Source organism: Ramlibacter alkalitolerans, assembly GCF_016722765.1.
GTDB classification, from domain to species: Bacteria; Pseudomonadota; Gammaproteobacteria; order Burkholderiales; family Burkholderiaceae_C; genus Ramlibacter; species Ramlibacter alkalitolerans.
In genome coordinates this window covers 221,449-244,232 of the sequence record NZ_JAEQND010000004.1, presented here as the reverse complement: position 1 = coordinate 244,232, position 22,784 = coordinate 221,449, and the positions used below count along the sequence as shown (strand labels likewise).

Here is a 22,784-nt window from a genome sequence, read left to right as displayed (position 1 = left end):
CAGGGGTCCGGAACTCACGAGGAACCCCGTCCATGAAGAACGTCAACCTGAAATCCGCTCCGCTGGTGCTGGCCCTGCTGGGTGCCGGCATCGTCGGTGGCGCCGCCGTCGAGGCGGTGCACCATGCCTCCACCCCCGCCACGGCCGCCGTGCTGGCGCCGATGGCCCCGCCCAGCGTCGCTTCCCCCACGCCCGGTGCCGGCAGCGTGGTGATGCCGGACTTCCCGCTGATCACGCAGCGCTACGGCCCCGCCGTGGTGAACATCAGCGTCACCGGGCACGCGCAGGCCTCGCCCGACATGAGCGACCCGCTCGAATTCTTCCGCCAGTTCCAGCGCGGCGTGCGACCGCGTGACGTGCCGGTGCGCGGCCAGGGCTCCGGCTTCATCGTCGGCGCCGACGGCATCATCCTGACCAACGCCCACGTCGTGAAGGATGCGACGGACGTGACGGTGAAGCTCACCGACCGCCGCGAGTTCCGCGCCAAGGTCCTGGGCAGCGACCCGAAGACCGACGTCGCGGTGCTGAAGATCAATGCCGGCAACCTGCCCGTCGTCTCGATGGGCAGCGCCGAAGCGCTGCGTCCGGGCGAATGGGTGCTGGCGATCGGCTCGCCCTTCGGTTTCGAGAACACCGTGACCGCCGGCGTGGTGAGCGCCAAGGGCCGCTCGCTGCCCGATGACAGCGCCGTGCCCTTCATCCAGACCGACGTCGCGGTGAACCCCGGCAACTCCGGCGGCCCGCTGTTCAACGCGCGCGGCGAGGTCGTCGGCATCAACTCGCAGATCTACAGCCAGTCCGGCGGCTACCAGGGCGTGTCGTTCGCGATCCCGATCGACCTGGCGGTGAAGATCAAGGACCAGATCGTGGCCCACGGCAAGGTCGAACACGCCAGGCTCGGGGTCGCGGTGCAGGAAGTGAACCAGTCGCTGGCCGACTCCTTCGGCCTCGAACGCCCGGAAGGCGCGCTGGTGGCGAACGTGGAGAAGAACAGCCCCGCCGAACGCGCCGGCCTCCAGGCGGGGGACGTGATCCGCTCCGCCAACGGGCGGCCGATCGTGTCCTCCGGCGACCTGCCCGCCATCGTGGGCCTGTCCGCGCCCGGCGACCGGCTGGCGATGGAAGTGTGGCGGCAAGGCAAGAAGGTGCAGGTGACGGCCGAACTGGCCCGCAGCAGCAACGACAAGGTGGCCGCGGCTGCCACGCCCGATTCGGGCGAGGGCGCGCGCCTGGGCCTCGCGCTGCGGCCGCTGGCGCCGGAGGAAAAGGCCGAGAGCGGCTTGCGCACCGGTGTCGTCGTCGCCGACGTGAGCGGCCCGGCGGAAGCCGCGGGCGTGGAACCCGGCGACGTGGTGCTGGCGGTCAACGGCACCCCGGTGACCACGCCGGATCAGGTCAAGGCCGCGGTGGGCAAGTCGAGCAAGTCCGTCGCGCTGCTGATCCAGCGCGGCGAAGACAAGATCTTCGTGCCGATCCGCATCGGCTGACGCGAACAGCCCCGGGGCCTCACTCCTCTCCGAGGGGCGAGGCCTGCGTCGGTTCGGTGCCGAGCGAGCCCGTGCCGTCGCCGGTGGCCGAGACGAGTTCGAGGTGGAACAGGCGTTCGAGGTCGCCGCGGTCGATGCCGGCGGCGCTCGTGGCCTGCAGCACGTCCACCAGGCTGCGCTTGCCGTCGATCAGGATCAGCGCCGCGCGCTGGCGCGGCGTCAGCTTGATGGAGCGGTCCTTCAGGACCTGCTGGCCGGCGGTCGTCTTGACTGGAATCATCGCTTCTCCCCCACGGCCGCGCGTTTGACGCACGCGCTTGGGCCGCTTTGCGATTCCAGTGTCGAGCACGCCTGCGCGCAGCGGGAATAGGGGAGTTCCGCTCAGCCCCGCGCCTAAGGCGCTTGCCTTAGCCCTTATGTTCCGTCCGGGCCGCGTAGGTCTTGCTCACGCGCCCGCCCTTCTTCGCCACATCCGCCTTTTCGGTCGATGAATGCGGCTTCTTGGTGGCGGCGACTTCGGTGGGCTCCTTGGCGGCCTTCCGGTTCGAGGCCTTCTCGGCCTTTTCCGCCTTCTTCGCCTTGGCCGCCGCGAGCTTCTCGGCCTTGCCCGGGCGGTCCTTGGCGGCGGCGAGCTTCTCCTCGTCCGGGCTCTCCTTGCCTGCCTTGTGCCCCTTCTTCGCCTTGTGCGCCTTGGCCGCCGCGAGCTTCACGGACTTGGCCGGCCGTTCCTTCGCCGCCACCGTCGCCCGCGGCGCCGGCGCAGGTGCCTTCGCAAGCACCGGCGCATCCTCCCAGCCGTTCTGCGCCACGACCCATTTGCGCAGGTGCTGCGCATCGGTCAGCCGGGTCGAGTTGCTGCCGGAGTCCAGCAGCACCATGATCAGGTTGTGGCCGCCGACCTTGGCGAGCATGGTCAGGCAACGGCCCGCCTCGACGATGTAGCCGGTCTTCTGCAGCTCGATGTCCCAACCCGAGCTGTCGCTGCGCACCAGCCGGTTGGAATTGCGGTATTGCAGCGTGCGGCCATTGAGCGAGGCCAGGTGCGTCGGCGTCGTGGAGAACTCGCGGATCACCGGGTTCTTCGAGGCCTCGGCCACCAGCAGCGCCAGGTCGTGCGCGGTGGACTGGTTGCGGTTCGACAGGCCGGTCGGATCGACGTAGGTGGTGCTGGCCATGCCCAGCACCTTGGCCCGCGCGTTCATCGCCTCCAGCAACTTGGGCATCCCGCCGGGATAGGCGCGGGCGAGCGCGTGGGCGGCGCGGTTCTCGCTCGACATCAGGGCCAGGCGCAGCGCCTCCTCGCGCGTGAGCTGGGTGCCCACCTTCAGGCGCGAGCGGCTGTGGCGCTCGTTGTCCACGTCGTCCTCGGTGATGGTGAGGACTTCGTCCATCGGCTGCTTCGCCTCCAGCACCAGCAGCGTCGTCATCAGCTTGGTGAGCGAGGCCATCGGCAGCACGGCGTCCTGGTTCTTCTGCGCCAGCACCTGGCCGGTGTCCTGGTCCATCACCAGGGCGGCGCTTGCACTGAGGTGCAGCGGATCGGGCGTCAGGTGCAGGCCCGCGGCCCGGCCGAAGGACATGGCGGGGCCCGCAGGCGTGGCCGATGCCGGGCCGCGATCGCTCTCGGCCTCCTCCGGCGGGACCACTTCGGCGCCGGGCGGCGCCGGCGGGGCCGCTTCGGTCTCGGCCGGGGCGGCCGGCGCAGGCGCGCCTGCCACCTGCGTGGGAGGGGCCGCGGCCCGGTGGGCGTTCCCGTAGTGGTACGCGAGCGGCACCAGGCCGGCCGCGGCGACCACCGCGGCCACGAGGATGGCTAGCCGGAGGTCCTTGTTCTTGGTGGAAGAGGGCATGGGTGCTTTGTCCTTCCCGCGCAACTCTACCCAGCGACCCGGCGCCATACCGCGGCAAAGGGACGAAGCTTCTGTAGTCCGCCGACGATGGACCGCGTGCCAAGTTAACATCGGCGCCGTCGTCCCGCTCCCGTCCGGCTGAAATTTCCCCTCCCGCTTCCCCCCTGCGCCTGATCCTGCTGGTGGTCGTCGCCCATGCCAGCTTTGCCGGCGCCCGGCTCGCCATCTCGCTGCAGGCACTGCACCTGGGCGGCTCCGTGCTCACGGTCGGCATCCTCATGAGCCTGCTGATGCTGGTGCCGACCTTCACGGCCGCCCACATCGGCCGCTGGGTGGACCGCGTCGGCTACCGGCGCCCGACGCTGGTCGCGCTGCTCGCGCTCATCGCCGGCGAGCTCGTCATCGCCTCCCTGCAGTCGCTGTCCGGCCTCGCGCTGGGCACCGTCGTCGTGGGCACGTCCTTCATCGTGGTGAACGTGGCCATCAACCATGCGATCGGCCATGTCGCGGGCGTGGCCGGTCGCACGCGCGCCTTCGGCCTGACCGCCGTCGGCTACTCGCTGTCCGCGCTGTTCGGGCCGATGCTGGCCGGCGCCGGCATCGACCGCGTGGGCTATGCCATGACCTTCGCCCTGCTGGCCATGCTGCCGGTGGTCGCCGGCGCGCTGCTGTGGCGGGCGCCCACCGTCTCCCGGCCGGAGCCCTCGGCGCGGACCGGCAAGACCGCCGTCATGGACCTGCTGCGGCTGCCGCCCCTGCGCGCCGTCCTGGTCGTGAGCACGCTGGTGGCGGCCGGGTGGGACCTGTTCACCTTCCTGGTGCCGCTGCACGGGGCCCGCAGCGGCCTCACGGCCACGGCCATCGGGCTGGTGGCCGGCGGCTTCGGCATCGGCAGCGCCTCGGTGCGGCTGGCACTGCCCTGGATCAGCCGGCGGCTCGGCGAGTGGCCGCTGATCGGCACCGCGCTGGCCCTGTCGGGCCTGGGCTACCTCGCCTTCCCGTTCTGCCGCACGCTGGGCACCATGCTGCCGCTGGCCGTGGTGCTCGGGGCCGTGCTCGGCTGCGGTCAGCCCGTGATCATGAGCCTCCTGCACGTGACCGCGCCGCCGGAGCGCACCGGCGAGGCCGTCGGCCTGCGCATGGCCATGATCGGCCTGGGCCAGACGGTACTGCCGCTGGGCGTCGGGGTCTTCAGCAGCGCGCTGGGGCTGGCGCCGCTGTTCTGGGCCATCGCGACCTTGATGGGGGTGGGCGGGGTGTACGCCGGGCGGAGGCGCAACTAGCTGCGTCCCCCTTGCGGCCCGGGCACCGCTGTGCCAGATTGCGCCGCATGCTCTTTCCCACCACCATCGTCGGCAGTTATCCGCAACCCGACTGGCTCATCGACCGGCAGAAGCTGACCGGCCGGCTGCCTCCGCGCGTGCGCGCCAGCGAACTCTGGCGCGTTCCCGAGCCGTACCTGGCGCAGGCGCAGGACGACGCGACGCTGCTGGCGATCCGCTGGCAGGAAGAGGCGGGCCTGGACATCGTCTCCGACGGCGAGATCCGGCGCGAAAGCTATTCCAACCGCTTCGCCACGGCCCTGGAGGGCGTCGACCTGGACAACCCCGGCGTGATGATGGGCCGCGCCGGGCTGCCCAACCCGGTGCCGCGCATCGTGGGGCGGATCCGCCGGATGCGGCCGGTCGAAGTGCAGGACCTGAAGTTCCTCAAGGCCCACACCACGCGCCGCACCAAGATCACCGTGCCCGGCCCGTTCACGATGCTGCAGCAGGCGCAGAACGACTTCTACCCGGGCGAGGCCGAAGCCGCGATGGACTACGCGGCGGCGCTGAACGAGGAGATCAAGGACCTGTTCGCCGCCGGCGCCGACGTGGTCCAGATCGACGAGCCCTACATGCAGGCGCGGCCGGAGAAGGCGCGCGAGTACGGGCTGCAGGCCCTCAACCGCGCGCTGGAGGGCGTGCAGGGCACGACCTGCGTGCACATCTGCTTCGGCTATGCCTTCGTGACGCACGAGAAGCCCAACGGCTACTCCTTCCTGCCCGAGCTGGCGGGCTGCCGCTGCGGCCAGGTCTCGATCGAGACGGCGCAGTCGAAGCTGGATACGCGCGTGCTGCGCGAACTGAAGGGCAAGCAGGTGCTGGTGGGCTGCCTCGACCTCAACGACATGAACGTCGAGACGCCGGAGATCGTCGCCGACCGGGTACGGCGCGCGCTGGAGCATGTCGCGCCGGAGAACGTGATCCTGGCGCCGGACTGCGGCATGAAGTACCTGCCGCGCGAGGTGGCGCAGGGCAAGCTGGTCGCGATGGTGGCGGCGGCCAGGATGCTGCGGGCGGAGTTCGGCCAGGGCTGAGCCAGCCGGCGACGTTCCGTCTTGTCGGACGTCTCCGACACGGTTTCCGTGTCCTTTTCACGGCGCGGCCCTGAACCTTGCGTGTGGGACGGGTCTGACATGGCTGTCAGGAAAAGGAGCCATGCGTACCCCGTCCTCGTTCGTCCGTTTCGCCGCGCAGTCCGCGCTGGCCGTCGCCTGCATCGCAGCCAGCGTGGCCTGCCCGGTCGCGGCCCACGCCGGGTCCGCGGAGGCCACCACCGCCGTGCACTCGTACTACGAACGACTGCGTTCGCAGCTGCGCTGGGTGACCGTGCGCGTGGGCCAGCGTGAAGTGCAGACGCCGGATCCCGGCTCGCGCCTGCTGCTCACCCGCGCGGCGGCCGAACGCGCCGGCCTGGCCGAGGTCGGCCTGGACTGGCGCGACGTGTACGGCGTGATCAGCGCCGAAACGAGCTGGGTGCCGCGCGCCGGCATGGGCCGCAACGGCGTGACCAGCGAAGGCCTGGCGCAGCTGGAGCCCGCCACGGCCCGCGCGCTGGGGGTGCGCAATGTCAACGATCCGGTGGAGGCGGTGCATGCCGCCGCCAGGCTGCTCAAGGAAGCAGGCCAGTGGAGCGCCCGCCGCATCGACGGCCTGCGGCTGGCCGGCGCCGAACGCGCGGCGCGGCTGCGCGAAGGCATCTCGATCTACTACAACCTCTCCAGCGCGGCGCGCGAGCGCTGGAACGGCGTCAGCCATCCCGACCTGCCGGTGGAGACGCAGCGCCACATCGAGAACGTGCGCGCCGGTGCGCGCCAGGCGGAGCGCCTGGCAGGCGGCAAGCTGGAACTGCCGGCGCTGCCCAAGGCCACCGTGCAGCGCGTGAGCACCTCCCCGGAAGCGCCGAGCGTCGTGGGCACCATCGAGTGGTCCGGCAGCGGCAGCGATGCCGACGGCCGCCGCTCGGGCAAGCACGTGGTCTGGTCCAACGGCTCGGTCACGCGCGAATCGGGTGGCCGCGTGCGCTGGACCAGCAGCACGCCGTCCGGCCCGGGCGACAGCTGAAGCCCGATCTTCCGCTGCGCGACAATCGGGGGATGACTTCGCTCGTCCGAACCCTCGCGGGCAGCGCCTCCCTGGTGCTCGATTCGCCGCACAGCGGCGTGAACTATCCCGAAGACTTCCGCTCCCGCCTGCCGCTGCACGTGCTGCGCCGGGCCGAGGACACGCACGTGGAAAAGCTCTACGACTTCGCGCCCGCCCTCGGCGTGGCCTGGGTCGAGGCGCTGTTCCCGCGCAGCTACCTCGATGCCAACCGCAACGTCACCGAAATCGACGTCGACATGATCGAGGACGGCTGGGATGGCGCCACCGCCACCGAACCCGTCGCGCTCGCCAAGGTCCGCCTCGGCAAGGGGCTGATCTGGCGCTGCACGGACGAAGGCGAGCCGCTCTACGACCGCAAGCTGCGCGCCGAGGAGGTGCGCGGGCGCATCGAGCGCTGCTGGCAGCCCTACCACCAGGCCGTGGCCGCTGCCATCGCGGCGGCCCATGCGCGCCACGGCTACAGCATCCACCTGAACTGCCATTCGATGCCGGCCATCTCCTCGGCCTATTCGACCGACTTCCCCGGCCTGGTCCACGCCGACTTCGTGATCGGCGACCGCGACGGCAGCACGGCCTCGCCCGCGCTTTCGCAGCGCGTCTGCGAGGTGCTGCGCGGCCTGGGCTACTCGGTGGCCTACAACCATCCGTACAAGGGCGTGGAACTGGTGCGGCGCTACGGCGACCCGGCGGCGCAGCGGCACAGCATCCAGGTCGAAGTCAATCGCAAGTTGTACATGGATGAAGAGACGCTGGCACCGCACGAGGGCTTCGCCCGCCTGAAGGGGCACCTGCAGGAACTGGTGCAGCAACTGCTCGCCACCGATCCGCGCAAGCTGGCCTGATGGATCGCGTCCAGGCCGTCGTGATCGGCGCCGGCGTCGTCGGCCTCGCGGTCGGCCGCGCGCTGGCGCAGGCGGGCTACGAGACCATCGTCGCCGAGGCGCAGCCCGCCATCGGCCAGGGCGTGAGCTCGCGCAACAGCGAGGTGATCCACGCCGGCCTGTACTACCCGCCCGGCTCGCTCAAGGCGCGCCTGTGCGTGCGGGGCAAGGAACTGCTCTATGCGCTGTGCGCCTCGCACGGCGTGGAACACCGGCGCTGCGGCAAGCTCACGGTGGCCAACGACGAAGGCGAAGTGCGCGCCTTGCGTGGGCTCCAGGACCGCGCCGCCGCCAATGGCGTGCCCGCCGAATGGCTCGAAGGCGTTCAGGCGCGGGCGCTGGAGCCGGCGCTGCAATGCATCGCGGCGCTGCACTCGCCCACCACCGGCATCGTCGACAGCCACGGCCTGATGCTGGCGCTGCAGGGCGACCTGGAACGCGCGGGCGGCATGGTCGCCCTGGGCAGCGAAGCGGTGGCTGCGCGCCTGGCGCCGCGCGCCGGCGAGCCGCACGTGCTGCGCTTCGCCGACGGCTCCGAACTCGCCTGCGACATCCTCGTGAACGCGGCCTCGCTGCATGCCTGCGCACTGGCGCGCCGCTTCGAGGGCCTGGACGCGCGCTTCGTGCCGCGCGAATGGTTCGCCAAGGGCAACTACTACGCGCTCAGTGGCCGGGCCCCGTTCAGGCACCTGATCTACCCGGCGCCGGGCGATGCGCACCTGGGCACGCACCTCACGCTGGACCTGGGCGGCCAGGCCAAGTTCGGTCCCGACATCGAATGGCTAGCCGTCGCCGCGCCGGAACAGATCGACTACCGCGTCGATCCGGCGCGCGCCGACGCCTTCTATGCGGAAGTGCGGCGCTACTGGCCGGCCTTGCCGGATGGCGTGCTGGCGCCCAGCTACAGCGGCGTGCGGCCCAAGATCCATGGCCCGCACGAGAAGGCTCCGGATTTCCGCATCGACGGCCCGGCGCTGCACGGCGTGGCGGGCCTGGTCAACCTGTTCGGCATCGAATCGCCGGGGCTGACGAGCGCGCTGGCGATTGCGGAAGTGGTTGCTGGCCAGATCGGTTGAAGCCGGAGTCGTCCTGCGCGTTTGGTGGGCTCCGCTCGTAGGCTGGTGGTGAGCTGCGCGAACCCCAGCGCTGGGGTTCGGCCTTCGGCGCTCACCGCCAGCCTACATCGTGCGCTCACCGCCAGTCCGCGTCGTGCGCTGCGCCGCGAAGGCGCGGGCGATCCGGTCGACCAGCGCCGGGCCGCGATAGATCAGTCCGGTGTAGATCTGCACCACGTCCGCGCCGGCGCGCAGCTTCGCCACCGCGTCGTCGGCGCTCATCACACCGCCTACACCGATGATCGGATAGCCGGCGCCCAGCGCCGCGCGCAGCTGCGTGATCACGCGGTTGCTGGCTGCGAGCAGCGGCGCGCCGCTCAGGCCGCCGGTTTCCTGCGCATGGGCGAGCCCCTGCACCTGATCGCGCGAGATGGTGGTGTTGGTGGCGATGACGCCGTCCATGCCGTGGCGGCGCAGCGTGGCCGCGATCACGTCCACCTGCGCTTCGTCGAGGTCGGGCGCGATCTTCACGAACAGCGGCACGCGCCGCCCGTGCTGGATCGCGAGTTCCTCCCGGCGCGCGGCCAGCGCCGCCAGCAGGGCGTCGAGCGCCTCGTCACCTTGCAGCGCGCGCAGGTTCTTCGTGTTCGGGCTGGAGATGTTCACCGTCACGTAGTCAGCGTGCGGGTACACGCCGGACAGGCCGGTGAGGTAATCGCCGGTGGCCTGCTCGATGGGCGTCACCGCGTTCTTGCCGATGTTCAGTCCGAGCAGGCGGCCCTGCGCACGGAAGTGCGAGCGCTGCACGTTGGCGGCGAAGGCGTCGAGGCCGTCGTTGTTGAAGCCCAGGCGGTTGATCAGCGCGTCGGCCTCGCGCAGGCGGAACAGGCGCGGCTTCGGATTGCCCGCCTGCGGCTTCGGCGTGACGGTGCCGACCTCGACGAAGCCGAAGCCCATCGCACCGAGCGCGTCGATGCAGCGCGCGTTCTTGTCCAGGCCGGCGGCCAGGCCGATGCGGTTCGGAAAGCGCAGGCCCGCGAGCTCGATCGCATCGGGCACGAAGCGGTTGCGCCAGGCCCATTGCAGCGGCGTGCCGTGCAGGCGCGCCAGCGTGCCCAGGGTGAGTTCGTGCGCGGCTTCGGCATCGAGCCCGAAGAGGAAGGGGCGGGCCAGGGCGTAGGGCAGCAGCGACATCCGATAATTCCGGTTTCCAGACCAAACCGGGGATTGTCGCGTGACGCAGGATGAACTCAAGACCTTGGTGGGGCGCGCCGCCCTCAACTACGTGCCGCTCGGCGAAGTGGTGGGCGTGGGCACGGGCTCCACGGTGAACAGGTTCATCGAGGCGCTGGCGACGATGAAGGACCAGATCCGCGGCGCCGTCTCGAGCTCGGTGGCCTCCACGGAGCGGCTGCGCGCGATCGGCATCCGCGTGTTCGACGCCAACGAGGTGGAGGACCTCGCCGTGTACATCGACGGCGCCGACGAGATCGATGGCCGGGGCTGCATGATCAAGGGCGGCGGCGCCGCGCTCACGCGCGAGAAGATCGTGGCGGCGCAGTCGCGCCGCTTCGTCTGCATCGCCGACGACTCCAAGCGCGTCGACATGCTGGGGAAGTTTCCGCTGCCGGTGGAGATCGTCCCCATGGCCACGCAGCGCATCGTGCGCCAGTTCGCCGCCCTGGGCGGCACCGCCCGCGTGCGCCTGAAGGACGGCCAGCCGCTGGTGACCGACAACGGCCAGCACATCCTCGACGTGACGGGGCTGGCCATCCGCGACCCGCTCGCCTTCGAGACCGAGGTGAACCAGTGGCCCGGCGTCGTGACGGTGGGCGTGTTCGCGCAGCAGAAAGCCGCCGTGTGCCTGCTGGGAACGAGCGGCGGCGTGCAGGTGCTGAACTTCTAGGATCCGTTGCGGTGCCGCGCTGCGCTCTTTGCCTTCGGTCCGGGCCGGATCGGAGGCGACGCTGCTCCCCGTCCGCTTCCGCGGGCTGCATTCGTACCGTCAGGAGTCGAACACCAGGCTAGAAGCGCAGCCCGAGCGGGTTCGAAGGCGAAGGATCGCTAGGCAGCGGCAGCGGCGCCTGCGGTGCCTGGGCCCGCGCGGGGGCGGGTGCCTGGGCGGCGGCGGCGGGCTCGGCGCGTCGTACCGGCTCCACGGCGACGACCGGCGTGGCCGGCGCGTTGCGGTACCCGGGCGGCAACTGCGAAGTGCGCGGGTAGCCGGCCGCGTCCATGTACTGCGCCCATTCCGAGTCGGAGAAGCCGACCAGGTGCTGGCCGCCGACGGTGGCGAAGGGCAGGCTGTTGGCGCCGCTCAGGTTGCGCACGGCACGCGCGTCGGCATCGGTGCTGACCGTCTTCTCTGTGAACGGGATGCCGCGGTTCGCGAGGAAACTGCGCGCCGCTTCGCACGGGCCGCACTCCTTGCCGGTGTAGAGCGTCACCGGGAAACGGGTGGCGGCGTTGCGCAGCTCGAACGGGAGCGTTGCCGTGGCAGCGGAACCGGTCGATGCCGGCAGCGGCAGGGAGGGCGCCGGCGTGGCATTGGCATCGGGCGGCGGCCGGTCGGAGAAGGTCACGCGGCCGTCGGGTCCCACGATGCGATAGACCTGCGCGTGGGCCGCCGTGCCCCACAGCGACGCGCAGGCCAGGGCGGCGGCGAGCGCCGCCAGACGGACAGAAGACATCGACATCCTTGCAATTCCTGCTGTTGGGCTGATTGTCTCAGGCCATTCCCTGGTGGCGCAACAAGGCATCGAGCGTCGGTTCGCGGCCGCGGAAGGCCTTGAAGGACTCCATGGCCGGGCGGCTGCCGCCCGCCTCCAGGATCGCCTGCCGGTACTTGCGGCCGGTGCGCACGCTGGGCATGCCGTCGTCACCGGCGGTTTCCTCGAAGGCCGCATAGGCGTCGGCGCTGAGGACTTCGGCCCACTTGTAGCTGTAGTAGCCCGCCGCGTACCCGCCCGCGAACACGTGGCTGAAAGTGTGCGCCATGCGGTTGAACGCGGGCGGATGCAGCACCGAGACTTCTTCACGCACTTGTTGCAACAGCGGCATGAAGTCGGCGGCCGGATCGTGGTCCGTGTGCAACAGCATGTCGAACAGCGCGAACTCGATCTGGCGCAGGGTGCCCAACCCGCTCTGGAAGTTCTTGGCCGCCAGCATCTTGTCGAACAGCTCGCGCGGCAGCGGCTCGCCGGTGTCCACGTGCGCCGTCATGTGCTTCAGCACGCCCCATTCCCAGCAGAAGTTCTCCATGAACTGGCTGGGGAGCTCCACCGCGTCCCATTCCACGCCGCTGATGCCCGAGACGTCGCGCTCGTTCACCTGCGTGAGCATGTGGTGCAGCCCGTGGCCGGACTCGTGGAACAGGGTGATCACGTCGTCGTGCGTGAGCAGGGCCGGGCGGCCTTCCACGCCCTCGGCGAAGTTGCACACCAGGTGGGCGACCGGGGTCTGCAGGCCGCCGGTGTCCGGGCGCAGCCAGCGGGCGCGCACGTCGTCCATCCAGGCGCCGCCCCGCTTGCCGGTACGGGCGGCGGGATCGAGGTAGAACTGGCCCAGCAGCTGGTCGCCGCGTTCGATGCGGTAGAACTCCACGCCGGGGTGCCACACGGGCGCCGAGTCGCGCCGGATCTGCACCTCGAACAGCGTCTCGACGATCTTGAACAGGCCCGCCAGCACCTTGGGCGCGGTGAAGTACTGCTTGACCTCCTGCTCGCTGAAGGCGTAGCGCTCCTCCTTGAGCTTCTCGCCGATGTAGGGCCAGTCCCAGGCCTGAGGGTCGCTGATGCCGAGCTTGCCGGCGGCGAAGCTGCGCATGTCGTCCACGTCCTTCTGCGCATACGGCCTGGCCCGGCGCGCGAGGTCGCGCAGGAACTGCACCACCTGCGCCGGCGATTCGGCCATCTTCGGCACCAGCGACACCTCGCCGAAGTTCCTGTAGCCGAGGAGCTGCGCTTCCTCGCGCCGCAGCGCGAGGATCTCGCGCACCAGCGCGCTGTTGTCGAATTTCGGGTCGCCCTGGTCGCTCGCGCGCGTGACGTAGGCGCGATAGAGGCGCTCGCGCAGCTGCGTGTCGTGGCCGAACTGCATGACCGGCAGGTAGCTGGGCATCTTCAGCGTGAGCTTGTAGCCCGGCTTGCCTTCCGCTTCGGCGGCCGCGCGGGCGGCCTGCACCACGTCCTGCGGCACGCCATCGAGCTCCTCCTCGCTGGCGTAGTAGGAGAAGGCATCGGTGGCGTCGAGCGCGTTCTCGCTGAATTTCTGCGACAGCTCGGCGGAGCGTTCCTGGATCTGCGCGAAGCGCTCCTTGGCGGCGCCGGTCAGTTCGGCGCCGGAGAGCACGAAGTTGCGGATCGCGTTCTTGAGCGCCTGCTGCTGCTCCCTGGTGAGCTTGGCCGCATCGATCGCCTTGTACTTCGCGTACAGCTTCTCGTTGGACCCCAGGCGGGTCCAGAACTCGGTGACGCGGGGCAGGGCCTCGTTGTACGCCGCGCGCAACTCCGGCGTGTCGGCGACGGCATTGAGGTGGCCGACCATGCCCCAGGCGCGGCCGAGCCGCTCGGTGGCGACGTCGAGCACGCGCGCCATGCCGTTCCAGTCGGCCGGGAAATCGGGCTCGGTCACCTTGGCCAGCGCCTGGTCGGCCTGGGCCAGCAGTTCATCGACGGCCGGCGCCACGTGCTCCGGCCGGACCTGGTCCCACAGGGGAAGATCGTTGAAATCGAGGAGGGGATTGCTCATGACGCTCATTTTGCGGCAGTGCGCGCCACATCAATGCCCCCGGCAACGGGAATGCGGATGGCGGCGCGGGACCGCCGCGGCTACACGCCCAGGTGCCGCTCGACGATGTCCGGGCTGCGGCGGATCGCTTCGGCCGAGCCTTCGTGCACGATGTGGCCGTTGTTGAGGATGTAGACGCGGTCGGCCAGCGCCAGCGTCGCGGCCAGGTTCTGTTCCACCAGCACGATGGTCTGGCCGGCGGCGGCGAGCTCGCGGCAGGCGTCCACCAGGTCGCGCACGATCACCGGCGCCAGGCCTTCGAACGGCTCGTCGAGCAGGACGATCTTCGGTTGGCGGATCAGCGCGCGGCCGATCGCCAGCATCTGCTGCTCGCCGCCGGAGAGGTCGGTGCCGCGGCTTTCGCGGCGCTCCTTCAGGCGCGGGAACATGGCGTACACGCGTTCCAGCGGCCAGCGGTCCGGGGCGGTGAGGCTGGCCAGCACCAGGTTCTCCTCCACGCTGAGGCTGGCGAAGATGCGCCGCTCCTCGTGCACCAGTTGCATGCCGGCGCGCGCGATCGCGTGGCTCTTGCGGCCGGCCAGCTCGACGCCGTCCAGCACCACCGAACCGGTGCGCGGCGTGACCACGCCCATCAGGCTCTTCAAGGTGGTGCTCTTGCCGGCGCCGTTGCGCCCCAGCAGGGCCACCACCTCGTTCTTCTCGACGTGCAGCCCCACGTCGAAGAGGATGTGGGAATCGCCGTAGTAGCTGTTCAGGCCGCGGACTTCAAGCAGGCTCATGCTGCAGGACTTCGTGGATGCCGCCCAGGTAAGCTTCCTGGACCTGCGGGTTGCGCTTGATCTCCTGCGGCGTGCCCTCCACCAGCAGGCGCCCTTCCTGCAGCACCGTGATGCGCTCGGCCAGCTCGAACAGGGCGTCCATGTCGTGGTCGATGATGATCATCGTGCGGCCCTTGGCGATCGACTTGAGCAGGGCGACGGTCTCGACGCGCTCGCTGGGGCTCATGCCGGCCAGCGGTTCGTCGAGCAGCAGCAGCGAGGGCGAGGAGGCCAGCGCCAGGCCCACTTCGAGCCGGCGCTTCTCGCCATAGGCCAGTTCGGAAACGGGTGCGTCCGCGCGGGCGCCGAGGTTGACCAGGGCCAGCGTGTGCTCCACCTGCTCCTGCAGGCCCGGCACGCTCGCCACGCTGCGCAGCAGGTCGAGCTTGAACTTGCCGCGCAGTTCCGCCAGCGCCGCGATCTCCACGTTCTGGCGCACCGTGAGGCGGTTGAACAGCTGGTTGACCTGGTAGCTCTTGGTGAGCCCGAGCTGGCAGACGTCCGTCACGCCCAGGCCGGTGATGTCGCGGCCCTCGAACACGATCTTGCCCTTGGTCGGGGCGATCTCGCACGTGAGCATCTTGAAGAAGGTCGACTTGCCCGCGCCGTTGGGGCCGATGATCCCGCGCAGCTCGCCGGCGCGGACCGTGAAGTCGATGCCTTCGTTGGCGACGACGCCGGCGAAGCGCTTGGTGAGTCCGGTCGCCTGCAGGATGGGGCCGCGGAAGGAAGCGTCGGCATGGTGGACGGCTGGCATGGCGGCGACCTGGCGCTGCTCGCGCTGCACCCGCTGGTGGGCGGCGCGTTGCTCCTCTTCGGCGGTCAGCTGGGGCGCTGCGCTCCCGGCCTCGGCGGCGGCCGGCGCGCGGGTGGTCGCCCGCACGAACAGGCCCTTGATGCCGCCGATGATCCCCTGGCGCAGGAAGCACACCAGCAGCACGAACACGAGGCCCAGCACCAGCTTCCAGGCGGCACCGAGCTTGAGCGTGGCCTGCAGGAAGTCCTGCAGGAACAGCCAGACGGCGGCGCCCACGAGCGGGCCGACGAGGGTGCCGCGGCCACCGATGGCCGTCTGGATCACGAGCTGGCCGGAGGTGTCGAACATGAAGGCGTCCGGCGGCATGAAGCCTTGCAGCACGCCCAGCAGGCCGCCCGCCAGGCCGGCGTAGGCCGCGGCGATCACGAAGGCCGTGAGCTTGTAGGCCCAGACGTTGTGGCCGACGGCGGCGGCGCGCAGCGGGTTCTCGCGGATCGCCACCAGCACCGCGCCGACCGGCGAGCGCACCACCCGCAGTGCCAGCACGAGGCCGACGAAGTAGCAGAAGGCGAGGAAGGGATACAGCGACCAGCCCGAGGTGAAGTGCAGGGTGGTGAAGCCCAGGTTCAGGCTGGGCGTGGGCACGCCGGGCAGGCCGTTCTCGCCGCCGGTCCACTCGCTCAGCGGGTTGAACTCGACGAAGAAGAAGATCTCCGCGATGGCCACCGTGATCATCGCGAAGTAGATGCCGGTGCGGCGCAGCGCCAGCAGGCCGATCAGGTAGCCGACCACCGCCGCCGCGGCCATGCCGATCACCAGCGCCAGCATCACGTTGGGGAAGCCGGCCCGCGTGAGCAGGTAGGCGGCGACGAAGCCGCCGGTGCCGAAGAAGGCGGACTGGCCGAACGACAGCAGGCCGGTGTACCCGAACAGGATGTCGAAGCCCAGGCCGAACAGGCCCCAGACGAGGATCCGGTTGACCGTGTTGGGCGCCGCGTTCAGGTAGGGCAGCACGAAAGGCACGGCGATCAGGCAGATCGCCGCCAGCACCTCGAACAGGAAGCGTCTTTGCCGGGGCATCACTCGCGCCCCCGCGTGCCGAGCAGGCCGTGGGGCCGCACCAGGAGGACCAGCGTCATGGCGGCGAACAGCATGATGTAGGCGTAGCCGGGGTTGACCATGGAAGTGAGGCTGATGATCTCGCCGGCGATCAGCCCGCCGAGGATGGCGCCCGGGAAGGAACCGACGCCGCCGATCACCACCACCACGAAGGTCTGCACCAGGATCGCTTCGCCGACCTCCGGCGTGAGCGACACCACCGGCGCGTTGACGATGCCCGCGAAGCCCGCTGCCATGGCACCGATGCCGAACACCACCATGAACACGCGGTACACGTTGATGCCGAGCGAGTCGACCATCACCGCGTCGTCGATGCCGGCGCGCACGATCATGCCCAGGCGGGTGCGATAGAGCACCAGGTACAGGACCAGCAGCGCCAGCGCGCAGATGCCGACCACCGCCAGCCGGTAGGTCGGGTACATCATCACGCCCAGCGACGTGATGCCGCTCCACACCTCGGGCGCCTGCACCGTGAGCGACTGGCTGGAGAAGATGAAGCGGATGATCTCGACGAAGCAGATCGACAGGCCGAAGGTCACCAGCAGCTGGTCTTCATCGGGCCGGTCGTAGAAGTGGCGGATGATCACCCGCTCCATCAGCAGCCCGAGCAGGCCGACGCAGGCGGTGCCCGAGACCAGCGCGAGCACGAAGGAGCCGGTCGCCTGGTAGGCGGCATAGCCCGCGTACCCCCCGAGCATGAACATCGAACCATGCGCGAGGTTCAGCACGCCCAGCGTGCCGTAGATGATGGTGAGGCCGGAACTGATCAGCGCCAGCAGGGCGCCGAGCGCCAGGCCATTGAACAGTTGCGAAAGGAAGTTGGACCAGGTCAGCATGAAAAGCGCGCGCAAGGGTCGCGGGCCGGCGCATGCGCCGCCCGCGACCGCGGGAACAACCCCAGTATCAGGTGTAGGAGCCGGGGTTGCAGCCGAATGCGTCCGGCTTCTGCATCAACGGCGCACCAGGAACGACCTCGACCACTTCCCAGTAGTCTTCCTTGTTGCGCATGGCGCTCGGCTTCTTGCCGCGCACGATGATCACCGGCCGGATCAGCTGGTGGTCCTGCGGCCGCCAGCTCACTTCGCCGACGAGGGAATTGAGCTTGCGCGGCGACTCGTAGGACTTGATGACGTCGGGCGGATAGAAGGTGCCGGCGTGCTCCACGGCCTCGGCCCAGAGCGCGAACTCCATGTACGCGTTCTCGGCGCCCCACTCGGGCTTGTAGCCGAACTTCTTCTCGAAGGTCTCGACGAACATCTTGGCCAGCGGGAAGCGGTCTTCCAGCGTCCACCAGAAGTCGGTGGCGGCATACACGCCTTCGGTGACGTCGGGACCGACCTCGCGCGCCAGGAACGGGATCTGGTAGGGGATCACCAGCTTCATCTTCGGCAGCAGGCCGAAGCGCTTGGCCTGCTGCGTGGACAGCACGGCATCGTGGCCCCAGTTCACGTTGACCAGGATCTCGGCGCCGGAGTTGGCGATGTTGGTCAGGTAGGAGCTGTAGTCGGGCGCGCCCAGCGGCGAGACCTGGTTGGTCACCATCTGCCAGCCGCCGTTCTTCGTCAGGTAGTCGTTGACCGACTTGGTGACGGTGTGGCCGTAGGTGTAGTCGGGCGTCATGAACGCGGCCTTGCGGTTCTTGCCGTAGACCTTCAGCAGCTGCGGGCCGATCGCGTCGGCGGCGGTCTGGCCGTAGAAGTTCTGGCGCACGCCGTAGCGCACGCAGTCCTTGCCGGTGGTGTCGTTGGAGCCCGAGATGCCGCACACGAACAGCACCTTCTCGCGCTGCGCGAGCTTGTTCAGCGCCACGGCGACCGCACTCGAGGTTCCGCCGGTGATGACGATGGCCTTGTTCTCGGTGATGAAGCGCTGCTGCGCCTGCACTGCTTCGTTCGGCTTGGCGGCGGAGTCGGCGACGCCGTACTTCAGCTGCTTGCCGAGCACGCCCTTCTTCGTGTTGGGCGAGATGGCCTTGATCAGCGGATGGCCCTCGTTGATGTGCTCGATGGCGAGCTGGTAGCCCTTGAGCTCGTCCTCACCCTGCACGGCATAGGTGCCGGTGCGCGGCACGCTGATGCCGATGAAGACGGAGTCGCCGGCCACGCCAGCGGGCCAGGTGCCGATCGGCGGGTGTTCGTCCGCCGCGTGCGCTGGCAGCGCCAGGCCTGCGGGCAGGGCAATGCTGCCCGCGGCCGCGAGGCCGGTGCCGATGAAGTCTCTGCGGCTGGGAACCAACAAGGGGGAGGCAGGTTTCTGCATGGCTCTTCTCCTGACGACGGGCCGGTGAAGCAACGGAATGTATCGTGCCGTGATATGTACGGGGCATGGGCCTTACCCGTACATCGGACGACTGAACAGCAGAAGCGGGCCGCGCAAGCCCGCGCGAACTCAGCCTGCGGCGCGCTCGGCCGCAGTGATCGTGTTGACCAGCAGCATGGCGCGCGTCATGGGGCCGACGCCACCGGGTACCGGCGTGATCCAGCCGGCCACTTCCTTCACGCCGGCGAAGTCGACGTCGCCGCACAGCTTGCCCTCGTCGTTGCGGTTCATGCCGACGTCGATCACCACCGCGCCGGGCTTGACCATGTCGGCCGTGAGCACGTTGCGCTTGCCCACCGCCGCGACGATCACGTCGGCCTGGCGCGTGATCGCGCCGAGGTCCTTCGTGCGGCTATGGCAGATGGTGACCGTGGCATCGCGCCCGAGCAGCATCATGGCCATCGGCTTGCCGACGATGTTGCTGCGGCCGATCACCACGGCGTGCTTGCCCTTCAACTCGTAGCCGATCGAATCGAGCATCTTCAGGCAGCCGAAGGGCGTGCACGGCCAGAACCCCGGCTGGCCGACCATCAGCGCGCCGGCGCTCGCGACGTGGAAGCCGTCGACGTCCTTCGCGGGCGCGATGGCTTCGATCACCTTGTGCGTGTCCATGTGCCTGGGGATGGGCAGCTGCACCAGGATGCCGTGCACCGACGGGTCTTCGTTGAGCGCGCGGATGCGGGCCAGCAGGTCGGCTTCGGGCATGGAGGCGGGGAAGCGTTCGAGCGTGGCCTTCAGGCCGGTCTGCTCGCTGTCCGCGGCCTTGTGCTTCGTGTACACCTGGCTGGCAGGATCGTCGCCGACCAGGATGATCGCGAGGTGGGGCTGGACGCCCTTGGCCTTCAGCGCCGCGGTGCGTCCGGAGACTTCCGCGCGAACCTGCGCGGCGAGGGCGTTGCCGTCGATGAGTTTGGCTGTCATGGGAAGCTCGGTTCAAAAGGCAGAAGACGGGAAAGCAGAACGCAAAAGCCGCAAAAGTTGCGCAGAAGCCGCGAAAGGAGACACCTTTGAATGGATGTCCTTTTGCGGTTTCTGCGCAACTTTTGCGGCTTCTGCGTTCGGTATTCAGGTCTTCAGGTGTTCAGGTTTTCGGTGGCGTCTGGCCGAGGGCGATCTTCAGCAGGTCGGCCACGGTGTTGGCGTTCAGCTTTTCCATGATGTTGGCGCGGTGCGCCTCCACCGTCTTGATGCTGATGCCCAGGTCGTCGGCGATCTGCTTGTTCAGGCGGCCGGCCACGATGCGTTCCAGCACCTGCGCTTCGCGCGAGGTCAGCTTCGACAGCAGCGCGTCGCGGCTGGCGGCGCTCTGGTATTCGGCGAAGGTGTCCTTGGCGCGTTCGAGCATGCGCTCGACCAGGCTCACCAGCTCGTCTTCCTTGAAGGGCTTCTGGATGAAATCCATCGCGCCCTTCTTCATCGTGTTGACCGCCATCGGCACGTCGCCGTGGCCGGTGATGAAGACGACGGGCAGCGGCGACTTGCGTTCGACCAGCCTGTCCTGCAGCTCGAGGCCCGTCATGCCGCCCATGCGGATGTCGACGATCAGGCAGGCGACCTCGCGCGGGTCGTAGCGGGCGAGGAAGGATTCGGCCGAGTCGAAGCAGCGCACCCGGTAATCCTTGCCTTCGAGCAGCCACTGCAACGAATCGCGCACCGCCTCGTCGTCGTCGACGACGTAGACCGTGCCCTTCTTGGGAATCAAACTCATACTGCTGTCACCCCCGCGTCCTTGCCTACTATCGGACTTGTCGTGCCGGAGACCGGGATCCAGAAGGAAAACCGGCACCCCGCTACCTCTGCACCATTGTAGATGTTCTCCGCCTGCATCCTGCCGTGATGCGATTCCACGATCGAGCGGCACAGATTGAGGCCGATGCCCATGCCTTCGGCCTTGGTGGAGAAGAAGGCCTCGTACAGGCGGTCCATCACCTCCGGGGCGAGGCCCTGGCCGGAATCGACCACCGAGAACTCCACCACGTTCTGCACGTCGATCTGCCGCGGCACCACGCGCAGCTCCACGCTGCGGCGGCCCGGCGGCCGGCCGGCGTGCTCGATCGCCTCGGCGGCGTTGCGCAGCAGGTTCACCAGCACCTGCTCGATCAGGATCGGATCCACCATCAGGTGCGGCAGGCGCGCGGCGACGTAGTGCGACATGCGCACGTTGCGCCGGCGCAGTTCGATCTCCGCGAGTTCGAGCGCCTCGCTCACCATCACGCTGATGTCCGAGAGCGTGCGGTTCGGTTCGCTGCGCTTCACGAAGCTGCGGATGCGCTGGATGATCTGGCCGGCGCGCTGGGCCTGCCGCGCCGTCTTGTCCAGGGCGGCCAGCACGTCCTCCTCGGCGATCTGCTTGCCGCGGATGCGCGACATCAGGCCGTTGCAGTAGTTGCTGATCGCCGTCAGCGGCTGGTTCAGTTCGTGGGCGACGCTGGAAGCCATCTCGCCCATCGTGATCAGGCGGCTGGCGGACTGCGCGCGTTCGGCCTGCGCCGCCGCCTGTTCTTCCGCCGTGCGGCGCGAAGTGATGTCGGTGGCGATCACCATCTGCGCCAGGCGGCCGTCCACCCACGTCAGGTAGCGCGAGCGCACCTCGAGCCACTTGCCCAGTTCGGGCACGAAGATCTCCGCGTTCTCGGAGCTCGCGCTCGTGAGGCTGTTGGTCGGCAGCCCGACGAACGAATCGACTTCGTCCAGGTGGTCGTCGTTGGTGGGCGGCGATTCCGACATGCCGGCCTGCGCCACCATGCCCAGGTGTCCGCCCGCGCGGCCGCCGAACCACAGGCGGTACAGCTTGTTGGCGAACAGCAGTTCCTCGCTGCCCAGCGGCGCGACCGAGACCGAGGCATCGAGGGCTTCCAGCACGGTGGTGAAGCGCTCGTGCGAGGCCTGCAGCTGCTCGCGGATGCGCGTCGGTTCGGTGATGTCGGTCATCGACGTCATCCAGCCGGTCTGGTGGCCCTTGGCGTCCACCAGCGGCGAGACGTACAGGCGCGCATCGAACAGCGTGCCGTCCTTGCGCTTGACGCGCACCTGGAAGCCGCCCTGGATCGTGCGGCCCTTGAGTTCGTCTTCCAGCCGCGCCATCAGCAGCTCGCGGTCTTCGTCGGGCCAGTAGGGGAAGGGCGGAGTGCGGCCCACCAGTTCGGCCTCGCTCCAGCCGGTCATCTGGCAGAACGCGGCGTTGACGTAGGTGATGCGTCCGTGCAGGTCGAGCGCCCGCATGCCGGTGAGCATCGAGTTCTCCATCGCGCGGCGGAAGTTGGTTTCCGTCATCAGCGCCTGCTGCGTGCGCATGCGCCGGCGCGTGTGGCGCCAGTTGGCGATCAGCATCCAGGCCGTCATCGCCGACAGAGCGCCGACCAGCCAGAACAGGCCGCTGCCGATCACGCCCAGCCCGGTGCGATAGGCCTGCGCCCGCACGACCAGGCCGTTGCCCACCGGCGAGACCGGCACCTCGTACTCGTTGGGTTGCGCCGCCCACGGCAGCAGGTGGGTGGCGGGATTGCGCGGCGGCACCGAGGTGCCCGCCAGCACGCGGCTCTTGCCATCGAGCAGGGCGACGGCGTACTTGGCGGAGATCTCGGACGGCACGCCGTAGCGCAGCAGGCCGTCGATCGAGTACTCGCCGAGGATCACGCCGCCGAACTTGCCCTGGTCCGCCAACGGCACGTGCAGCTGCAGCAGCCCCGAGCTGTCCGGCCCGGCCACCGGCTGCGAGTACACCGGCTGCTGCAGGTCGCGCGCCAGGCTGTACATGGTCTCGGTCTCGCCGGGGCGCAGCGTGTCGCCCTTGGTGCGCACGTGTGCGCTGCTCAGGCTCGGCGCGGCATACGAGGCCGTGACGCGCCGCCGCTCGTCGATCCACGTGAGCATCAGCAGCTCGGGGTACTGCGCGATCATCGATTCCGCGCGGCCGACGAATTCCTCCGCGTCCACCTCCTTGTTGGAGATGTCGCGCGCGATGCGCATCAGCTGTTCCTGGCGTTCCAGCAGGCGTAGCCGCATGCGCTGCTGCGCGTATTCGACATCCCGCTTGACAGCTTCCTGCTCGCGGTCCATTTCTTCCAGCCGCAGGTAGCCGAAAGCGGAGACGATGGCGGCCAGGAACAGCAGCACCGCCGCCAGCGGCGCGAGCATCGCGTAGCGGTCCTGGCGGGTGGGCGACTGGCGCCGCCACCAGTGCCGCCACCAGTTGGGGATGGGGCCGTCGGAGGGCAGCTCCGATGGGGGGTTGTCATGCATGAGGACGGCAGTTTAAGGGCGCGCCCCGGTGGGACCAACGTGCAGGGGAAAGGTGCCGCAGGCCCGCGAGGATGACCAA

General features: G+C 69.4%; 19 protein-coding genes. 7 read left to right on the top strand and 12 right to left on the bottom strand.

The window, feature by feature from the left end:
- The first annotated feature begins 32 nt into the window (after positions 1 to 32).
- Positions 33 to 1,487: a DegQ family serine endoprotease gene (locus JI746_RS08580; RefSeq protein WP_201688494.1), complete on the top strand. Its 1,455-nt coding sequence runs from the start codon at positions 33 to 35 to the stop codon at positions 1,485 to 1,487.
- A gap of 19 nt (positions 1,488 to 1,506) precedes the next feature.
- On the opposite strand, the gene JI746_RS08575 is transcribed toward JI746_RS08580, so the two are convergent.
- Complete coding sequence (locus tag JI746_RS08575; protein WP_201688492.1) at positions 1,507 to 1,767, bottom strand: hypothetical protein; 261 nt, start codon at positions 1,765 to 1,767, stop codon at positions 1,507 to 1,509.
- Positions 1,768 to 1,894: 127 nt separating this feature from the next.
- Entirely contained in the window at positions 1,895 to 3,337 is a 1,443-nt protein-coding gene (locus tag JI746_RS08570; protein WP_201688489.1) for a D-alanyl-D-alanine carboxypeptidase family protein, read from the bottom strand.
- 182 nt (positions 3,338 to 3,519) lie between these two features.
- On the opposite strand from JI746_RS08570, the gene JI746_RS08565 reads away from it, so the two are divergent.
- From JI746_RS08565 to JI746_RS08545, 5 genes are all read left to right on the top strand, one after another.
- On the top strand, positions 3,520 to 4,620 hold the full coding sequence (locus JI746_RS08565) for an MFS transporter (protein ID WP_201688487.1): 1,101 nt from the start codon (positions 3,520 to 3,522) through the stop codon (positions 4,618 to 4,620).
- A gap of 47 nt (positions 4,621 to 4,667) precedes the next feature.
- Positions 4,668 to 5,696 (top strand): uroporphyrinogen decarboxylase family protein, encoded by a 1,029-nt coding sequence (locus JI746_RS08560; RefSeq protein WP_201688485.1) that lies wholly within the window; start codon positions 4,668 to 4,670, stop codon positions 5,694 to 5,696.
- Between the two features lie 121 nt (positions 5,697 to 5,817).
- Positions 5,818 to 6,723 (top strand): lytic transglycosylase domain-containing protein, encoded by a 906-nt coding sequence (locus tag JI746_RS08555; protein ID WP_201688483.1) that lies wholly within the window; start codon positions 5,818 to 5,820, stop codon positions 6,721 to 6,723.
- A gap of 32 nt (positions 6,724 to 6,755) precedes the next feature.
- Entirely contained in the window at positions 6,756 to 7,607 is an 852-nt protein-coding gene (locus JI746_RS08550) for an N-formylglutamate amidohydrolase (protein ID WP_201688478.1), read from the top strand.
- Positions 7,607 to 8,722 (top strand): NAD(P)/FAD-dependent oxidoreductase, encoded by a 1,116-nt coding sequence (locus JI746_RS08545; RefSeq protein WP_201688476.1) that lies wholly within the window; start codon positions 7,607 to 7,609, stop codon positions 8,720 to 8,722. Before JI746_RS08550 ends, JI746_RS08545 begins: the two co-directional genes overlap by 1 nt.
- A gap of 102 nt (positions 8,723 to 8,824) precedes the next feature.
- On the opposite strand, the gene JI746_RS08540 is transcribed toward JI746_RS08545, so the two are convergent.
- The gene (locus JI746_RS08540; RefSeq protein ID WP_201688475.1) at positions 8,825 to 9,895 is read right to left on the bottom strand and encodes a quinone-dependent dihydroorotate dehydrogenase; all 1,071 of its coding nucleotides are present in this window, start codon (positions 9,893 to 9,895) and stop codon (positions 8,825 to 8,827) included.
- A 40-nt stretch (positions 9,896 to 9,935) separates the two neighbouring features.
- On the opposite strand from JI746_RS08540, the gene rpiA reads away from it, so the two are divergent.
- Positions 9,936 to 10,607, top strand: coding sequence for a ribose-5-phosphate isomerase RpiA (gene rpiA, locus JI746_RS08535; RefSeq protein WP_201688473.1), 672 nt, complete (start codon positions 9,936 to 9,938; stop codon positions 10,605 to 10,607).
- A 118-nt stretch (positions 10,608 to 10,725) separates the two neighbouring features.
- Here rpiA and JI746_RS08530 read toward each other — a convergent pair whose 3' ends face one another.
- The 9 genes from JI746_RS08530 to JI746_RS08490 form a co-directional block, all read right to left on the bottom strand.
- Positions 10,726 to 11,391 (bottom strand): glutaredoxin family protein, encoded by a 666-nt coding sequence (locus JI746_RS08530; RefSeq protein WP_201688471.1) that lies wholly within the window; start codon positions 11,389 to 11,391, stop codon positions 10,726 to 10,728.
- A 37-nt stretch (positions 11,392 to 11,428) separates the two neighbouring features.
- Complete coding sequence (locus tag JI746_RS08525) at positions 11,429 to 13,450, bottom strand: M3 family metallopeptidase (protein WP_201688470.1); 2,022 nt, start codon at positions 13,448 to 13,450, stop codon at positions 11,429 to 11,431.
- A gap of 80 nt (positions 13,451 to 13,530) precedes the next feature.
- Complete coding sequence (locus JI746_RS08520; protein WP_201688469.1) at positions 13,531 to 14,229, bottom strand: ABC transporter ATP-binding protein; 699 nt, start codon at positions 14,227 to 14,229, stop codon at positions 13,531 to 13,533.
- Positions 14,216 to 16,105, bottom strand: a complete 1,890-nt coding sequence (locus JI746_RS08515) for a branched-chain amino acid ABC transporter ATP-binding protein/permease (RefSeq protein ID WP_201688467.1) — start codon at positions 16,103 to 16,105, stop codon at positions 14,216 to 14,218. The genes JI746_RS08520 and JI746_RS08515 overlap by 14 nt, the downstream gene beginning before the upstream one ends.
- Positions 16,105 to 16,980 carry a branched-chain amino acid ABC transporter permease gene (locus tag JI746_RS08510; protein WP_201688465.1) on the bottom strand — a complete coding sequence of 292 codons (876 nt, stop codon included), beginning with the start codon at positions 16,978 to 16,980 and terminating at the stop codon, positions 16,105 to 16,107. Before JI746_RS08510 ends, JI746_RS08515 begins: the two co-directional genes overlap by 1 nt.
- 67 nt (positions 16,981 to 17,047) lie before the next feature.
- Positions 17,048 to 18,403 carry a substrate-binding protein gene (locus tag JI746_RS08505; protein WP_201688463.1) on the bottom strand — a complete coding sequence of 452 codons (1,356 nt, stop codon included), beginning with the start codon at positions 18,401 to 18,403 and terminating at the stop codon, positions 17,048 to 17,050.
- A gap of 129 nt (positions 18,404 to 18,532) precedes the next feature.
- Positions 18,533 to 19,384 carry a bifunctional methylenetetrahydrofolate dehydrogenase/methenyltetrahydrofolate cyclohydrolase gene (locus JI746_RS08500; protein WP_201688458.1) on the bottom strand — a complete coding sequence of 284 codons (852 nt, stop codon included), beginning with the start codon at positions 19,382 to 19,384 and terminating at the stop codon, positions 18,533 to 18,535.
- A 160-nt stretch (positions 19,385 to 19,544) separates the two neighbouring features.
- Entirely contained in the window at positions 19,545 to 20,171 is a 627-nt protein-coding gene (locus JI746_RS08495; RefSeq protein ID WP_201688457.1) for a response regulator transcription factor, read from the bottom strand.
- A complete protein-coding gene (locus JI746_RS08490) occupies positions 20,168 to 22,705 on the bottom strand; it encodes a PAS domain-containing sensor histidine kinase (RefSeq protein WP_201688456.1) in 2,538 nt (845 codons plus the stop codon). The genes JI746_RS08495 and JI746_RS08490 overlap by 4 nt, the downstream gene beginning before the upstream one ends.
- Between the last annotated feature and the right edge of the window lie 79 nt (positions 22,706 to 22,784).

Bases quoted from the DNA above. Each gene is read 5' to 3' on its own strand.
- JI746_RS08500 (WP_201688458.1), bottom strand. From the start codon at position 19,384: ATGACAGCCAAACTCATCGACGGCAACGCCCTCGCCGCGCAGGTTCGC.
- JI746_RS08550 (WP_201688478.1), top strand. From the start codon at position 6,756: ATGACTTCGCTCGTCCGAACCCTCGCGGGCAGCGCCTCCCTGGTGCTC.
- JI746_RS08575 (WP_201688492.1), bottom strand. From the start codon at position 1,767: ATGATTCCAGTCAAGACGACCGCCGGCCAGCAGGTCCTGAAGGACCGC.
- JI746_RS08560 (WP_201688485.1), top strand. From the start codon at position 4,668: ATGCTCTTTCCCACCACCATCGTCGGCAGTTATCCGCAACCCGACTGG.
- JI746_RS08545 (WP_201688476.1), top strand. From the start codon at position 7,607: ATGGATCGCGTCCAGGCCGTCGTGATCGGCGCCGGCGTCGTCGGCCTC.
- JI746_RS08580 (WP_201688494.1), top strand. From the start codon at position 33: ATGAAGAACGTCAACCTGAAATCCGCTCCGCTGGTGCTGGCCCTGCTG.
- JI746_RS08510 (WP_201688465.1), bottom strand. From the start codon at position 16,980: ATGCTGACCTGGTCCAACTTCCTTTCGCAACTGTTCAATGGCCTGGCG.
- JI746_RS08505 (WP_201688463.1), bottom strand. From the start codon at position 18,403: ATGCAGAAACCTGCCTCCCCCTTGTTGGTTCCCAGCCGCAGAGACTTC.
- JI746_RS08540 (WP_201688475.1), bottom strand. From the start codon at position 9,895: ATGTCGCTGCTGCCCTACGCCCTGGCCCGCCCCTTCCTCTTCGGGCTC.
- JI746_RS08530 (WP_201688471.1), bottom strand. From the start codon at position 11,391: ATGTCTTCTGTCCGTCTGGCGGCGCTCGCCGCCGCCCTGGCCTGCGCG.
- JI746_RS08495 (WP_201688457.1), bottom strand. From the start codon at position 20,171: ATGAGTTTGATTCCCAAGAAGGGCACGGTCTACGTCGTCGACGACGAC.
- JI746_RS08555 (WP_201688483.1), top strand. From the start codon at position 5,818: ATGCGTACCCCGTCCTCGTTCGTCCGTTTCGCCGCGCAGTCCGCGCTG.
- JI746_RS08570 (WP_201688489.1), bottom strand. From the start codon at position 3,337: ATGCCCTCTTCCACCAAGAACAAGGACCTCCGGCTAGCCATCCTCGTG.
- JI746_RS08515 (WP_201688467.1), bottom strand. From the start codon at position 16,105: ATGCCCCGGCAAAGACGCTTCCTGTTCGAGGTGCTGGCGGCGATCTGC.
- JI746_RS08490 (WP_201688456.1), bottom strand. From the start codon at position 22,705: ATGCATGACAACCCCCCATCGGAGCTGCCCTCCGACGGCCCCATCCCC.
- JI746_RS08525 (WP_201688470.1), bottom strand. From the start codon at position 13,450: ATGAGCAATCCCCTCCTCGATTTCAACGATCTTCCCCTGTGGGACCAG.
- JI746_RS08520 (WP_201688469.1), bottom strand. From the start codon at position 14,229: ATGAGCCTGCTTGAAGTCCGCGGCCTGAACAGCTACTACGGCGATTCC.